The 15,278-nt window shown below is 69.8% G+C and carries 11 protein-coding genes; 7 read left to right on the top strand and 4 right to left on the bottom strand.

Annotation, left to right across the window (positions count from 1 at the left end; all coding sequences use genetic code 11):
• Positions 1 to 517: 517 nt before the first annotated feature.
• Positions 518 to 2,488: an acetate--CoA ligase gene (gene acs, locus QRD43_RS18340; RefSeq protein WP_285983948.1), complete on the bottom strand. Its 1,971-nt coding sequence runs from the start codon at positions 2,486 to 2,488 to the stop codon at positions 518 to 520.
• 228 nt (positions 2,489 to 2,716) lie between these two features.
• Here acs and QRD43_RS18335 point away from each other — a divergent pair, with 228 nt between their 5' ends.
• Positions 2,717 to 3,346, top strand: coding sequence for a TIGR00645 family protein (locus tag QRD43_RS18335; protein WP_434063907.1), 630 nt, complete (start codon positions 2,717 to 2,719; stop codon positions 3,344 to 3,346).
• A gap of 61 nt (positions 3,347 to 3,407) precedes the next feature.
• Here the strand turns inward: QRD43_RS18335 and nhaA are convergent, their stop codons facing one another.
• A complete protein-coding gene (gene nhaA, locus QRD43_RS18330) occupies positions 3,408 to 4,571 on the bottom strand; it encodes a Na+/H+ antiporter NhaA (protein ID WP_285983946.1) in 1,164 nt (387 codons plus the stop codon).
• 197 nt (positions 4,572 to 4,768) lie between these two features.
• Here nhaA and QRD43_RS18325 point away from each other — a divergent pair, with 197 nt between their 5' ends.
• The 3 genes from QRD43_RS18325 to QRD43_RS18315 all read left to right on the top strand — a co-directional run bounded on the left by QRD43_RS18325 (position 4,769) and on the right by QRD43_RS18315 (position 8,807).
• Positions 4,769 to 6,307 (top strand): fumarate hydratase, encoded by a 1,539-nt coding sequence (locus tag QRD43_RS18325; RefSeq protein WP_285983945.1) that lies wholly within the window; start codon positions 4,769 to 4,771, stop codon positions 6,305 to 6,307.
• Positions 6,308 to 6,502: 195 nt separating this feature from the next.
• Entirely contained in the window at positions 6,503 to 7,642 is a 1,140-nt protein-coding gene (locus QRD43_RS18320; protein WP_285983944.1) for a branched-chain amino acid ABC transporter substrate-binding protein, read from the top strand.
• Between the two features lie 274 nt (positions 7,643 to 7,916).
• Positions 7,917 to 8,807: a hypothetical protein gene (locus QRD43_RS18315; RefSeq protein WP_285983943.1), complete on the top strand. Its 891-nt coding sequence runs from the start codon at positions 7,917 to 7,919 to the stop codon at positions 8,805 to 8,807.
• Here QRD43_RS18315 and QRD43_RS18310 read toward each other — a convergent pair.
• The gene (locus QRD43_RS18310) at positions 8,776 to 10,074 is read right to left on the bottom strand and encodes a mechanosensitive ion channel family protein (RefSeq protein WP_285983942.1); all 1,299 of its coding nucleotides are present in this window, start codon (positions 10,072 to 10,074) and stop codon (positions 8,776 to 8,778) included. The genes QRD43_RS18315 and QRD43_RS18310 overlap by 32 nt on opposite strands.
• Before the next feature lie 65 nt (positions 10,075 to 10,139).
• Complete coding sequence (locus QRD43_RS18305; protein WP_285983941.1) at positions 10,140 to 11,075, bottom strand: histone deacetylase family protein; 936 nt, start codon at positions 11,073 to 11,075, stop codon at positions 10,140 to 10,142.
• A gap of 72 nt (positions 11,076 to 11,147) precedes the next feature.
• On the opposite strand from QRD43_RS18305, the gene QRD43_RS18300 reads away from it, so the two are divergent.
• From QRD43_RS18300 to QRD43_RS18290, 3 genes are read left to right on the top strand one after another with little or no spacing between them, the layout of a single operon-like run.
• Positions 11,148 to 12,086 carry an AAA family ATPase gene (locus tag QRD43_RS18300; RefSeq protein ID WP_285983940.1) on the top strand — a complete coding sequence of 313 codons (939 nt, stop codon included), beginning with the start codon at positions 11,148 to 11,150 and terminating at the stop codon, positions 12,084 to 12,086.
• Positions 12,087 to 12,092: 6 nt separating this feature from the next.
• Complete coding sequence (locus QRD43_RS18295; RefSeq protein WP_285983939.1) at positions 12,093 to 13,148, top strand: DUF58 domain-containing protein; 1,056 nt, start codon at positions 12,093 to 12,095, stop codon at positions 13,146 to 13,148.
• Positions 13,145 to 15,250 (top strand): transglutaminase TgpA family protein, encoded by a 2,106-nt coding sequence (locus QRD43_RS18290; protein ID WP_285983938.1) that lies wholly within the window; start codon positions 13,145 to 13,147, stop codon positions 15,248 to 15,250. The genes QRD43_RS18295 and QRD43_RS18290 overlap by 4 nt, the downstream gene beginning before the upstream one ends.
• Positions 15,251 to 15,278: the final 28 nt, after the last annotated feature.

The raw sequence follows: 15,278 nt of genomic DNA, 5'->3' as shown, positions 1-15,278 counted from the left end.
GGTACAGGGCCCAGTGTCCTTTGCAGTCTCAGGTGCGGAGGCGCGCCTGGTGGGGAACTGGCAGGCCAGAGATCGTTGTTCGAGAGGACGTGGCTGCGGTGCAGCGGGTGCATTCCTTCATCGCTGAGACGGTTCGACGCCATGCTCGCTGCCTCGCCCGGCCTCAGCCCCGCCCGCGCCCGGGCGCCTGGTGGGGTACCGAGGCGCGCAGGGGTGTGGAGCGCGCGCGCAGCGCGCTTTGTCATCTGACTGGGCGCGTAGTCCGAGCGCAATGAGCGCAGCGAATGGAGTGAGTGACGCGCCCGCGCCGCACCCCGCGCACCGCAGGGGAGCCGGTCCGCCGGGCCGGCCGCCCCACACGAAGCCCGGGCGCGGGCGGGGCTGAGGCCGGGCCGCGCCAACCTTCGCATCACTCCCCGCACCCGCCCCCCCAGCACCCAGCACCCAGCACCCCTCCATCACCTGCCCATAAAAAAGGCCCGCAATCGCGGGCCTTGAGGATGCCGCCGCGCGGCACTCAGTTGGTCTGCGCCAGCTGATCCAGGATGGCCGGGTTCTCCAGCGTGCTGGTGTCCTGCGTGACCGCCTCGCCCTTGGCGACGGAGCGCAGCAGGCGGCGCATGATCTTGCCGGAACGGGTCTTGGGCAGGTTGTCGCCGAAGCGGATGTCCTTGGGCTTGGCGATCGGGCCGATCTCCTTGGCCACCCAGTTGCGCAGCTCATTGGCGATCTTCTTGGCCTCCTCGCCGGTCGGGCGGGGACGCTTCAGGACCACGAAGGCGCAGATGGCCTCGCCGGTCGTGTCGTCCGGACGCCCCACCACCGCGGCTTCAGCCACGAGCTCGGTGCAACTCACCAGCGCGGACTCGATCTCCATCGTGCCCATGCGGTGGCCCGAGACGTTCAGCACGTCGTCGATGCGGCCGGTGATGGTGAAGTAGCCGGTCTTGGCATCGCGGATGGCGCCATCGCCCGCCAGGTAGTAGCCCTTGAGCTCCTGCGGGTAGTAGCTCTTCACGAAGCGGTCGGCGTCGCCCCAGATGGTGCGGATCATCGAAGGCCACGGCTTCTTGACGACCAGGATGCCGCCCTGGCCGTTGGGCACGTCATTGCCGAGCTCGTCGACGATGGCGGCCTGGATGCCCGGGAACGGCAAGGTGCAGGAGCCCGGCACCAGCGGCGTGACGCCCGGCAGCGGGGTGATCATGTGGCCGCCGGTCTCGGTCTGCCAGAAGGTGTCCACGATGGGGCAGCGGCCGCCGCCCACATGCTGGTGGTACCACTCCCAGGCGGCCGGGTTGATGGGCTCGCCCACCGAGCCCAGCAGGCGCAGGCTGCTGAGGTCGTACTGCTTCGGGTGCACGGCCTCGTTGGTCTCGGCCGCCTTGATGAGCGAGCGGATGGCCGTCGGCGCCGTGTAGAAGATGCTGACCTTGTGCTTCTGGATCATCTGCCAGAAGCGGCCGGCGTCCGGGAAGGTGGGCACGCCCTCGAAGACGATCTCCGTGCCGCCCAGCGCCAACGGGCCGTAGGTGATGTACGTGTGGCCGGTGACCCAGCCGATGTCGGCCGTGCACCAGAAGATGTCGTCCGGCTTGAGGTCGAAGGTCCACTTGGTGGTCAGCGCGGCATGCAGCAGGTAGCCGCCGCTGCTGTGCTGTACGCCCTTGGGCTTGCCGGTGGAGCCGGAGGTGTAGAGCAGGAAGAGCGGGTGCTCGGCGCCGACCCACTCGGGCTCGCACTGCGTGGACTGGCCGTCCAGCACCTCGTGCAGCCACTGGTCGCGCCCGGCCGTCCAGCCGATGGCGCCGCCGGTGCGCTTGTAGACGATCACGTCCTTCAGCGTGGGGCAGCTCTGATCCGCCAGGGCCTCGTCGACAATGGACTTCAGCGGCAGGTGCTTGCCGCCGCGGACCTGCTCATCGGCGGTGATCAGCAAGACGGCGCCGGCGTCCTGGACGCGGTCGCGCAGGGACTGCGCCGAGAAGCCGCCGAACACCACCGAGTGCGTGGCGCCGATGCGCGCGCAGGCCTGCATGGCGGCCACGCCCTCCACCGACATCGGCATGTAGATGACGACTCGATCGCCCTTCTTCACGCCCCGCGCCTTCAGCGCATTGGCCAGCTGCGAGACCTGGGCCAGCAGCTCGCGGTAGCTCACGCGGGTCACGGTGCCGTCGTCGGCCTCGAAGATCAGGGCGGTCTTGTCGCCCAGGCCGCGCTCGATGTTGCGGTCCAGGCAGTTGTAGGAGACGTTCAGCGTGCCGTCCTCGAACCACTTGAAGAACGGCGCCTGGCTGTCGTCCAGGGTCCGGGTGAAGGGCGTCTTCCAGGTGATCAGCTCACGGGCCAGGCGGGCCCAGTAGCCGGCGTAGTCCGTCTCGGCTTCCTTGCACAGGGCCTCGTAGGCCGCCATGCCGGCGACGTGCGCCGACTTCGCGCTCGCCTCGTTGGGGTAGTACAGCGTTGTCTCCTGCTGATTGCTCATGGCTCTGATCTCCTTGGCGGATGCAGGCGCATCCTGTTTTTTGCGCTGCACCAACTGTGCGTTTCGTCACTGACGACGCGCTGACTCTTATAGAAGTGTTCTCGGGCATTCTGCCGCCGCCCCTCCCCGGCAGCGGGTCCGGCAGGGCCGCTCGATTCACAATGCGCCCGCGATCGTCTCACTAGAATCGGCGCCGATCCCACCTGGAAGTTACCAATGAGTTCCCAAATGAATCGAAAACTGGGCCCCCTGCCCGCCCTCATGTTCGGCAGCCGCTGGCTGCAGCTGCCGCTGTACCTCGGCCTGATCCTGGCGCAGGCGGTCTACGTCTTCCAGTTCTGGACGGAGCTGGTGCACCTGATCGAGGCCGCCTTCGGCCACCAGGAGGCGCTCATCACGCTGGTGAAGAGCATCGGCTACAAGGCCGCGGCCATCAAGGATGCCGGCGGCGCCGTCATCGGCTACGAGCCCATCGCCAAGCTCAACGAGACCATCATCATGCTGGTCGTGCTGGGTCTGATCGACGTCGTGATGATCTCCAACCTGCTGATCATGGTGATCGTGGGCGGCTACGAGACCTTCGTCTCCCGCATGAATCTGGAAGGCCACCCGGACCAGCCCGAATGGCTCAGCCATGTGAATGCCTCGGTGCTCAAGGTGAAGCTGGCCACCGCCATCATCGGGATCTCGTCCATCCACCTGCTCAAGACCTTCATCAACGCCGACAACTACAGCGAGAAGACGCTGATGTGGCAGACGCTGATCCACATCGCCTTCCTGCTGTCCGCCATGGCGATCGCCTACACGGACAAGCTGCTGTCCAGTGCGCATGGGGCGCATCCGGGCGAGCGGCACTGAGCGCCGCAGACGCAGCAAGGGGCCCCGCGGGGCCCCTTTTTCATGCCGGCACCGTGGCCGCTCAGCGCGCCGGCCGCGACAGGATCCATGCGCCCAGCGCGCCGGAGAGCAGGCTGCCGCCCAGCACGCCCAGCTTCACGTGCGTCTCGTAGCTCGCGTCCAGGCCCGCGAAGGCCAGGCCGCCGATGAAGAGACTCATCGTGAAGCCGATGCCGCACAGCACGCACACGCCGAAGAACTGCCCCCAGTTCGCGCCACTGGGCCGCTCGGCCAGCCCCAGGCGGATCAGCAGCCAGCTGCTGCCGAACACGCCCGCCGCCTTGCCCAGCAGCAGCCCGAGCGCGATGCCCAGCGAGATGGGATGCGCCAGGTCCTGCAGCCCGATGCCGGCCAGGCTCACCCCGGCGTTGGCGAAGGCGAAGACCGGCAGGATCAGGAAGGCCACCCACGGATGCAGGCCATGCTCCAGCTGCTCGGCCGGCGAGCCGCCCTTGCCGTCGTCCATCGGGATGAAGAGCGCCGTGGCGACGCCGGCCAGCGTGGCATGCACGCCGGACTTGAGCACGCAGACCCACATCACCAGCCCCACCAGCACGTAGACGTCCGCCCGCTTGACCCCCCACTGGTTCAGCAGCCACAGCACGAACAGCGCCCCGCCCGCCCCGGCCAGCATGGTGAGCGAGAGCTGCTGCGTATAGAACAGCGCGATCACGACGATGGCCCCCAGGTCGTCGATGATGGCCACGGCGGTGAGGAAGACCTTCAGCGAGGCCGGCACCCGCGAGCCCAGCAGCATCACGATGCCCAGCGCGAAGGCGATGTCCGTGGCGGCCGGGATGGCCCAGCCGTTCAGGGCCTCGCGGTGGGCGTGGTTGAAGCCTGCGTAGATCAGCGCCGGCACGACCATGCCGCCCAGCGCCGCCACGGCCGGCAGCACCGCCTGCGCCCGCGTCTTGAGCTCGCCGATGACGAACTCGCGCTTGATCTCCAGCCCCACGAGGAAGAAGAAGATCGCCATCCAGAGGTCATTGACCCAGACCAGCAGCGGCTTCTTCAGCACCAGCCAGTCCCCGCCGATGCGGACCTCCCCGGGCAGCGCATTGAAGGCCTCGTAGGCACCGGCCCAGGGCGAATTGCTGATGACGAGCGCCAGCATGGCGGCGATGGCAAGCACGATGCCGCCCGCGGATTCGCTGGCGAAGAAACGGCGCAGTCCCGGTGTCACGGGGTCCTCCTGAGGGATGGGTCGATGAACGGATGATTGCTGACGAGGCGACTGCGGGTTTTCCAGGCTTCGTTACACTGACACCCCGTCAGGCGCCGCAGCCCACCCGGCTTCAGCGCCATGCAAGCCAGCCCCGGCATGATGCCGCAGTTTCTGTCGCGCATTCCCCGCCAGCTCCCCACGCACGGACTCAAACCATGAGCAGCTCCTCCACCGTCACGATCCGCTACGCCGACCTCGTCGACAGCGTCGCCGCCGCCCTGCAGTACATCAGCTACTACCACCCGGCCGACTACATCCAGCACCTGGCGCGCGCCTACGAGCGCGAGCAGAGCGCCGCGGCCAAGGACGCCATCGCGCAGATCCTGACCAACTCGCGCATGTGCGCCGAAGGCAAGCGCCCGATCTGCCAGGACACCGGCATCGTCAACGTCTTCCTGAAGATCGGCATGGACGTGCGCTGGGGCGACTTCCCGGGCTCCATCCAGGACGCCATCAACGAAGGCGTGCGCCGCGCCTACAACCACCCGGACAACAAGCTGCGCGCCTCCGTGCTGGCCGACCCCATCTTCGAGCGCAAGAACACCAAGGACAACACGCCGGCGGTGGTCTTCATGGAGGTGGTGCCGGGCAACACCGTGGACGTGATCGTCGCGGCCAAGGGTGGCGGCTCGGAGAACAAGAGCAAGGTCTACATGCTCAACCCCTCCGACAACATCGTCGACTGGGTGCTCAAGACCGTCCCGACCATGGGCGCCGGCTGGTGCCCGCCGGGCATGCTGGGCATCGGCGTCGGCGGCACGGCCGAGAAGGCCGCGCTGCTGGCCAAGGAAGCCCTGATGGACGACATCGACATGTACGAGCTCCTGCAGCGCGGCCCCCAGAACAAGCTGGAGGAACTGCGCATCGAGCTGTACGAGAAGGTCAATGCCCTGGGCATCGGCGCGCAGGGCCTGGGCGGCCTGACGACCGTGCTGGACGTCAAGATCAAGACCTTCCCCACGCACGCGGCCTCCAAGCCCATCGCGATGATCCCCAACTGCGCGGCCACCCGCCACGCCCACTTCGTGCTGGACGGCTCCGGCCCGAGCTACATCGAGCCGCCGAGCCTGGACCTGTGGCCCGATGTGCACTGGGCGCCGGACTACAACAAGAGCAAGCGCGTGGACCTCAACACGCTGACGCCCGCCGAGGTCGCCAGCTGGACGCCCGGCCAGACGCTGCTGCTCAACGGCAAGATGCTCACGGGCCGCGACGCCGCCCACAAGCGCATCCAGGACATGCTGGCCAAGGGCGAGAAGCTGCCCGTGGACTTCACCAACCGCGTCATCTACTACGTCGGCCCGGTCGACCCGGTGCGTGACGAGGTCGTGGGCCCCGCCGGCCCCACCACGGCCACCCGCATGGACAAGTTCACCGAGATGATGCTGGCCCACACCGGCCTGATCGCCATGATCGGCAAGGCCGAGCGCGGCCCGGTCGCCATCGAGGCCATCAAGAAGCACAAGTCGGCCTACCTGATGGCCGTGGGCGGCTCGGCCTACCTCGTCTCCAAGGCCATCAAGGCGGCCAAGGTCGTCGGCTTCGAGGACCTGGGCATGGAAGCGATCTACGAGTTCGACGTCACCGACATGCCGGTGACGGTGGCCGTGGATGCCGGCGGCACCAGCGCGCACGAGACCGGCCCGGCGGAATGGAAGGCCCGGATCGGCAAGATCCCCGTCACCGTGGCGTAACCCAGGGAAAACCCCGAAACTTCATCGAAGTTCGGGGCCTCAAGACAGGCCGTCGCCTCGCGATGGCCTTTTTTCATGGGCCTGCGGCCCGGGAAATCTCAAGCAATTGCTACAGGAAGTCGCATTCCTGCCACCCGCATGCCACGAGCGGCCGCCAGCCTTTCTAGAATGGCGCAGCTTTTTCGAAAGGCCCCCATGATTCAACGCAGAAACCTCCTCATTGCCGGCGGCCTCGCCCCCTTCCTGGGCGCCTGCTCGCGCCTGCCGGACACGGTCAAGATCGGCGTGGCACAACCGCTGAGCGGCCCGCTGGCCGCCCTCGGCAAGGACATGCTCGCGGGTGTGCAGCTGGCCGTGAAGGAGCTCAACGACGCTCATTTCTCCGTCAAGAACCAGAACATCACGCTGGAAGTCGTCGCGCGCGATGACAAGTCCGATGCCGCCACCGGCAAGAAGGTCGCCCAGGAACTGGTCGATGCCGGCGTCGTGGCCGTGATCGGCCACCTGAACTCGGGCGTCAGCATCGAGGCCGCCCCGGTGTATGCCGCCGCGGGCATTCCGCAGCTGGCCATCTCCACCAACCCGAAGTACGGCCAGCTGGGCCTGCCGACCACCCTGCGCCTCGTCGCCAACGACGACCTGCAGGCCAAGGCCATGGCCAGCTACGCGCTCGCCAACCTCAAGGCCGAACGCTTTGCGCTGGTCGACGACGGCACGCCCTACGGCAAGTCCCTGATCGCCGGCGTCCAGTCCCTCTTCAAGAAGAAGGGCAAGGAAGCGGCGCTGATGGCCTCCCTGGACGCCAAGACCACCACCTTCGACGACCTGATCGCCAAGATGGCGGCCGCCAAGATCGACGGCGTGATCACCACGCTGGCCGACTTCCAGGTCGAGGCGCTGATCAAGGGCATGGCCAAGGCCGGTCTGCGTGATGCGGTCCTGCTGGGTGGCGACACCATCAAGACCAATCTGCTGCCCAAGATGGACATGCCCATCCGCGGCGTCTACTCCACCTCGCCGGTGATCGAGCCCTACGAGTTCAGCGCCGGCCGCAGCTTCGAGACCCGCTTCGCCGCGGCCACGAAGCAGGAAGTCGTGTACGGCGCCCACTACGCCTACGACGCCGTGCACTCCATCACCCTGGCCATGATCCGCGCCGGCAGCGCCGCGCCCGCCAAGGTGCTGGCTGCCATGAAGGAGCTGGACCTCCACGGCCCGGTGACCGCCAGCCTGCGCTACGACGCCAACGGCGAGCAGGCCTTCGGCACCATCAGCGTCTACGCCATCGAGAAGGGCCGCTGGGCCTCGGTGATGCGCACCCGCGACTGGGACTGAGCCTCCCCTGCCCCACGCAAACGCGACCTCCGGGTCGCGTTTTTCATGGGCGGTCGCCAGCGTCGGTGGCGCGGGTCCGCGCCGCTGGCCGCGCCCTCCCGGACGACAGGGGCGCCGCGGCAGTGGACGGTCGTTCGCTGACCGCCCATCGCTCCACGTCCCCGCAGGATCCGTCAACGATCCGTCGCGCCATCGCTCCTACACTGCGCCACCGTCGTCCTGAGCGACCGTCCGCCCGGAGCGGACTTTCTTTGGTCTTTTCCTACGAACCATCATGCAAATCCTGAAGCGCCGCGTTCTCCTGTCCAGCTCACTGGCCCTCGCCTCGGTCCTGGCGGCCTGCGGCGGCGGTGGCGGCAGCAGCGGTAGCAGCAACAGCGGTGCAGGCACGCCGAGCACCCCGACGCCCATCGCCGCGACCATCAACGAAGGCAACTACCTGAACGCCGTGGCGCTGACCGGCCTGGCCGCCGACCGGCTGGACGACGTCAACACGATGATTGCCTACCTCTACAGTGCCGTGATCGCGACCCAGGGCCTCACCGGCAGCTATCCCTGCCCCCTGGGCGGCAGCGTCAACGTCGGCCTGCAGGGCAGCTCCTACACCTTCACCGCGCAGGGCTGCCGCTTCGCCAGCTACACCGTGCAGAGCGGCACCATCACCGCCACCGGCGCCAGCGCCAGCCTGGTCAACGGCGTGTACTACCTGATGGGTGGCAACTTCGCCTTCACCGACGTGGACTACCTGAGCCAGGCGCAGTCGGGCAACCAGGTGATGAACGGGCAGTTCAAGCTGGTCCGCAACGGGGACCTGAGCCTGGACGCCAGCGGCCAGGCCAGCGTGCGCCGCAACGGCCGCACGGACACCTACACCCAGCTGCAGGTCCGCACCGGCACGCCGGACACCCGCACGCACGAAGTGCAGATCGACAAGCTGGCCTTCCGCCTGGAGACCCCGCGCTTCCCGCTGGCGCTGACCGTGGCCGGTGACAGCCGCACCGGCACCATCACCGCCACCGACAGCTCGAGCATCACCTTCACCCAGCAGACGACGGCCTACAAGTACGAGCTGCGCCGCACCACCGGCGCCGCCCCGTTCTACACCGCCACGCTGACCGACAGCGACGCCGCCTTCAAGGCCGCGCTGGAGGAGATGCTGAAGTAAGCCCGGCCGCCTGATGCAGCACCCGCTGCGGATAGGGGATCTCCACCCCCATCCGCCGCAGGGTGCGCAGGATGCTGAGATTGACCTCCGAGCGCACGCCGCCCTGGCCGTTCTCGGGGTCGCAGATCCAGAAGACGACGGTCAGCTCCAGGCCGTCGGCGGCGAAGTTGCTCAGCTGCACGGTGGGCACCGGCTCCTGGAGCACGCGCGGCACGCCGGAGACGGCCTCCACGAGGGCCGGCATCACGACGTCGAGGTCCGCCGCGTAGTCGACCTGCACGAGCGTGGTGATCAGCACCTTGGGGTCGGCCAGGGAGGAGTTCTCGACGCGCGTCGTGATCAGCGTCTCATTGGGCACGATGGCCTCGCGGCCGTTCAGGGCGCGGATGACGGTGTAGCGGGTCTTGATGTCGGAGATGCGGCCCTCGAAGTTGTCGACCTTGACCATGTCCCCGATGCGCAGCGAGCGCTCGGCGAGGATCACGAAGCCCGACACGTAGTTGGCCGCCAGCTTCTGCAGGCCGAAGCCGATGCCCACGCCCAGCGCGCCGCCGAGCACGCCCAGGGCCGTGAGGTCGATGCCGGCCGCACTGAGCGCCACCAGCAGGCCGATGAAGAGCAGCACGGCCCGCGTGAGGTTCACGGCGATCTTGCGCAGCGAGAGGTCCGTCGTCGCATTGCGCAGCAGCCGGCCCTCGATGACGGCCGACAGCCACAGCGCCAGCACCATCACGAAGACGGCGGTCAGGCTGCCCTCGATCATGGCGCGCAGCGTGACCTGCGTGGAGCCCATCTTCCAGGAGATGTTCTCGAGCTCCTCCATCACGGCCGGCAGGATGCCGGTGATCCACAGGATGGAGCCGCCCCAGGCCAGCCACGAGACGCTGCGCTCCAGGAAGCCGACCCAGCGGGACTCCGGCATGGCCGCGCGCAGCACGCGGGCCGTCAGGCGGATCACCACCAGGGACACGAGCACCGGAATGATCAGCTTGAACACGGCGGACTTGATGCCCAGCAGCGGCAGCGTCCGCCGGGCGGCGAAAGCCGCCACCAGGGCCAGCACGGGGAAGAGCACGCCATCGACCACGTGGTTGCCGAACAGGACCGAGGCGGGGCGCTCCGGGGCGAAGCGCTTCAGCCGCGAGACGATGAGCCAGGACAGCGCGAGGCAGCCCAGCATCAGGGTCAGCTCCAACAGGGCCGAGGGGGTGGCGAAGGAGGACAGCAGGCGCTGGACCTCTTCGAAATCAAGGGATTGGGTACTCATGCACTCTCTTCAGAAACCGAAAGGGCGGCCTGCAGCCGCCCTTGAACGCCTTGCGCCGGGAAAGATCAGACGCCTGTCAGAACCCTGAGGTGGGTTCCCACGCTGCGCGCCAGGGCCCCCAGATGGTAGCCGCCCTCCAGCACCGACACGATGCGGCCCTGGCAGTGGCGGGCCGCCATGTCCTTGATGCGCAGGGTGATCCACTCGTAGTCGGCCTCGACGAGGCCGAGCTGGCCGAGGTCGTCCTCGCGGTGGGCATCGAAGCCGGCCGAGACGAAGATCATCTGCGGGCGGAAGCGCTCCAGCGCGGGCATCCACATGGCCTCGATCATCTCGCGGATCTCCCCGCCCCGCGTGTAGGCCGGGATGGGGACGTTGACCATGTTCTCGCCCTTGGGCACCGCGCCGCTGTAGGGATAGAGCGGGTGCTGGAAGATGCCGACCATCAGCACACGGTCGTCGCCCGCGAGGATGTCCTCGGTGCCGTTGCCGTGGTGCACGTCGAAGTCCACCACCGCGACGCGGTCCAGGCCCCGCACGTCCAGCGCATGGCGGGCGGCGATGGCGACGTTGTTGAAGAAGCAGAAGCCCATGCTCTGGTCGCGCGTGGCGTGGTGGCCGGGCGGGCGCACCGCGCAGAAGGCGTTCTCGGCCTGGCGGTCCAGCACGAGGTCGGTGGCCCGCACGGCCGCGCCGGCCGCGCGCAGGGCCGCGCTCCAGGTGTAGGGATTGGCGATGGTGTCGGGGTCGATGGCCTTGCACTCGCCGCTGGCGGCCACGGCCTCCAGCACGTCGCGGATCTCGGCCACGTAGCCGTGCGTGTGGGCCAGCTCGACGTCCTTCAGCTGGGCCAGCGGCGCGTCATGGCGCGACAGCGCGATGTCCAGGCCGTTGGCGATCAGCCAGTCGTCGATGGCGTCCAGACGTTGCGGGCATTCGGGGTGGCCGGCGCCCATGTCATGGCGGCGGCAGTCGGGGTGACTGAGGAAGGCGGTGGACATCGCGGGCACGGTCTCCAGGAACTCTTGTCGGGCCGAGCGCACCCCGCGCATTTGCGCTATGGTGCGAGGCCTATGCAAGACCTTTCCCCCGCCAGCATCGCCCGACGGTTCGAGGCCCTGTCGCTCCAGATTAGCACGATCATCCGTGGCAAGGCCTTACAGATCGAGGATTGCCTGACCTGCCTCATGGCGGGGGGGCATCTGCTCATCGAGGACCTCCCCGGCGTCGGCAAGACGACGCTGGCGCACACACTGGCGGTGTCGCTCGGGCTGCGCTACTCCCGGGTGCAGTTCACGGCGGACCTCCTGCCTTCCGACCTCCTCGGCGTAAGCCTCTACGAGCGCGAGCGCGGGGGCTGGCAGTTCCATCCCGGCCCCGTCTTCGCGCAGGTGCTGCTGGCCGACGAGATCAACCGCGCCGGCCCCAAGACGCAGAGCGCGCTGCTGGAGGCCATGGAGGAGCACCAGGTCTCGGCGGACGGCCAGACCCACGCGCTGCCCCGCCCCTTCTTCGTGATCGCTACGCAGAACCCGAGCGAGCAGCTCGGCACGCACCCGCTGCCGGAGTCCCAGCTGGACCGCTTCCTCATGCGCATCAGCCTCGGCCTGCCGGACCGCGCCGCCGAGCGCGAGATGCTGCTGGGCCAGGACAGCCGCGAGGCCATCCGCCATCTTCAGGCGCTGATGCAGCCCGAGGAGCTGCTGGCCATCCAGGCGCGGATCCCGCAGGTGCACGCCTCGCCGGCCCTGCTCGACTACCTGCAGGCCCTGCTGGAAGCGACGCGCTCGGGGCAGTGGTTCAGCGACGGCCTCTCGCCGCGCGCCGGCCTGGCGCTGCTGCGCGCCGCCCGCGCGCGCGCCCTGATGCGCGGCCGCGACCACGTCACGCCGGACGACCTGCAGGGCATCCTGGCCCAGACCATCGCCCACCGCCTGCGCCCGCGCCCGGGCAGCGGCCGCGGGGCCGTCGAGCAGGTCCGGGCGATGCTGGAAGCCGTGCCCCTGCCCTGACCGCCCATGGCCTCGCCTGCAAGCCGCTGGCAGCGTTGGTGGAGCGCCCGCCACCCGCGCGCCGACACCCATGCGCTCACGCAGCGCAACCTCTACATCGTCCCCACGCGGCCCGGGCTCTTCTTCGCCGCCACGCTGCTCGTGCTGCTGGTGGCCTCGATCAACGAGCAGCTGAGCCTCGGCTTCGCGCTGAGCTTCCTGCTGGCCGGCGCCGGCCTGGCCTCGATGCACGCCACGCACGGCAATCTGCGCGGCCTGGACCTCGACCTGCGCCCGCCCGCGCCCATCGAGGCCGGCGCCGAGGCCCCGCTGCTGCTGCGCCTGCACAACCGAGGATCCGCCCGCTACGGCATCGCGCTGACGGCCGACGGCCGCGAGTGGCGGCAGTTCCTGCGTCCGTTCAAGTCCACGCCGTCCGACGCCATGCGCGGCGCGAGCTGGGCCGACGTCCCGGCGCAGGGCCATGCCCAGGTCCAGGTCGCGCTGCCGGCGCTGCCGCGCGGCCTGCACGAGATGCCCACGCTGCGCATCGAGACCCGCTTCCCCCTCGGCCTGTTCCGGGCCTGGAGCTACTGGCGGCCGGCCAGCCGTGTGCTGGTCCACCCCAAGGCGGAACCCGCGCCGCCCCCGCTGCCCACCGGCAGCGGTGAGGGCCTGCGGCTGCCCCTGCCCGCCCAGGGCGGCCGCGGGGGCGATGAGGTCCAGGGCCTGCGCCCCTACCAGCGCGGCGACCGCCCCCGGGACATCCACTGGAAGAAGGCCCTTCCTCAGGGCGACGCGGCCCCGCAGTGGTGGGTGCGCGACCGCCAGACGCCGCAGGGCCAGGAGCTGTGGCTGCGCTGGGAGGACGCCGCCGGGCTGGACGAGGAAGGCCGCCTGTCCCGGCTCTGCGCCTGGGCGCGCATCGCCGAGGCCCAGGGCCTGCGCTATGGCCTGCGCCTGCCCGGCGTCCGCCTGACGCCGGATGGGGGTGACGCCCACCTGCAGGCCTGCCTGCGCGCCCTCGCGATGCACGGCTTGCCCGACGCAGCCGCCGCGCGGGGTGACGAGGTGCAGCCATGAGCGCCGCGCCAGGCAAGACCTGGCCCTGGCAGGATCCCCGTTGGCGGCGGCCCGGGCGCGAGGCGCGGGACACCTTCTTCCTGCTCGGCCTGATCGCCGCAACGCTGCTGCCCCACGCCGACCACCTGCCGCCCTGGAGCCTGGCGCTCGGCGCCGGCCTGCTCGGCTGGCGGGCCTGGCTCGCCGCGGGCAGTCGCCCGCTGCCCGGCCGCTGGACGCTCGCGGCGGTGCTGGGCGTGGCCGTGGTGCTGATCGCCCTGCAGTTCCGGACGCTGCTGGGCCGGGAGCCCGGCATCACGCTGCTCGTGCTGCTGATGGGCTTCAAGACCCTGGAGCTGCGCGCGCGGCGGGACGCCTTCGTGGTGTTCTTCCTCGGCTTCTTCCTGGTGCTGACCCACTTCCTCTATTCGCAGTCCCTGCTGACCGCGCTGTGGACGCTCGGCTGCACCTGGGGGCTGCTGACCGCGCTCGTGCTGGCGCAGATGCCGCTCGGCCAGCCGCACCTCGCCGTGGCCGCCCGCCAGGCGGCGCGCGTCACGCTGTGGGGGCTGCCGGTGATGGTCGCGCTGTTCCTGCTGTTCCCGCGCATCGGGCCGTTGTGGGGCCTGCCGGCGGACGACGTCGGCCGCACCGGGCTGTCCGATCGCCTGGAGTTCGGCAGCATGAGCGAGATCGCCAACGACAACAGCGTGGCCCTGCGTCTGCGCGTGATCGAGGGCCAGCCCGCTCCTCGCGAGTGGTACTTCCGCGGCACCGTCCTGAGCCGTTTCGATGGCCGCCGGTGGACAGCCTCCGACGCCCTGCCCCCGGGCGAGCCGCCTCTGCCGCCGGCGCAGGCCCAGGCGCGCGCCGCCGGCCCGACGCTGCGCTACGAGCTGACCCTGGAGCCGCTGCGCATCCGCCTGCTGCCGATGCTGGAGCAGGCCCCGGGGAAGGCGGGCGATGCCCTGGACCTGGACGAGTTCCGCGTGCAGCTGGACCGTGAGCACGTCTGGCGGGCGCCGCGGCCGCTCACGGAACGGCTGCGCTTCCAGCAGGTCGCTCGGACGGGGCAGACCGCGCTGCCGCAGCAGCTCGCGCCGGTGGAACTCGCGGACTACCGGGCGCTGCCGCCCGGCCTCAATCCCCGCAGCCTGGCCTTCGCCCGCCGCCTCGCCCAGCAGCCGGGCCTCGCCGGCGAGCCCGAGGCCCGGCGCCCCGAGGCCTACTCGGCCGCCCTTCTGAAGCATCTGCACGAGCAGCCCTTCACCTACACCCTCGCCCCCGGCCGCTATGGCGAGACGAGTCCGCACCTGGTGGACGAGTTCTGGTTCGACCGCCGCCTGGGCTTCTGCGAGCACTTCGCCAGCGCCTACGTGGTGATGATGCGGGCCCTGGGCGTGCCCGCCCGCGTCGTCACCGGCTACCAGGGCGCGGACCCGGAACCCCAGGACGGCTTCTGGGTGGTGCGTCAGTCCAATGCGCACGCCTGGGCCGAGTACTGGCAGGACGGCCAGGGTTGGGTGCGCGTGGACCCCACCGCCGCCGTGGCCCCGGACCGCATCCGTCTCGGCCAGACACTGGAGGTGCCTGCCGGCCTGGTCGGCAGCGTGCTGGGCACCGTGAGCCCCGATCTCTGGCGCCGGCTGCGCAACGTCTGGGAGACGCTGGACAACCGCTGGCAGCAATGGGTGCTCGGCTATTCGAGGCAGGAGCAGTTCAACCTGCTGCAGAAGCTGGGCTTCGAGAACCCGGACTGGACAGCGCTCGGCCAGGCCGCGGCGGGGCTGATCGCGGCGGTGCTGGTGCTGGGCCTGGCCTGGAACGCCTGGCTGAGCCGTCCGCACGATGCCTGGACCCGCCAGCGCCTGCGAGTGCAGCGGGACCTGCGCCGCGTGGGCGTCGACGCGCCGATGCACTTGAGCTACACCCGCTGGGCCGCCCTGCTGGAGACCCGCCACGGGGCCCTCGCCGAGGAGCTGGCCCCCCTGCTGCGGGACTGGGACCGGCAGCGCTATGCCCCCGCGGCCCCCGCGGCCCCCGCGGCGGACGGCGCCGCCCTGCGGGCCACCCGGCGGCAGTGGCAGACGCGCCTGCGAGCGCTGCAGCGACGGCTTCGCTGACGCCACCACCACGGGGCGGCGTCCGTGC

It is taken from the genome of Roseateles subflavus (genome assembly GCF_030285365.1).
In the GTDB taxonomy this organism is placed as follows: Bacteria; Pseudomonadota; Gammaproteobacteria; order Burkholderiales; family Burkholderiaceae_C; genus Roseateles_B; species Roseateles_B subflavus.
The sequence above is the reverse complement of the archived record's forward strand: the minus strand, read 5'-3'. Positions and strand labels throughout refer to the sequence as shown.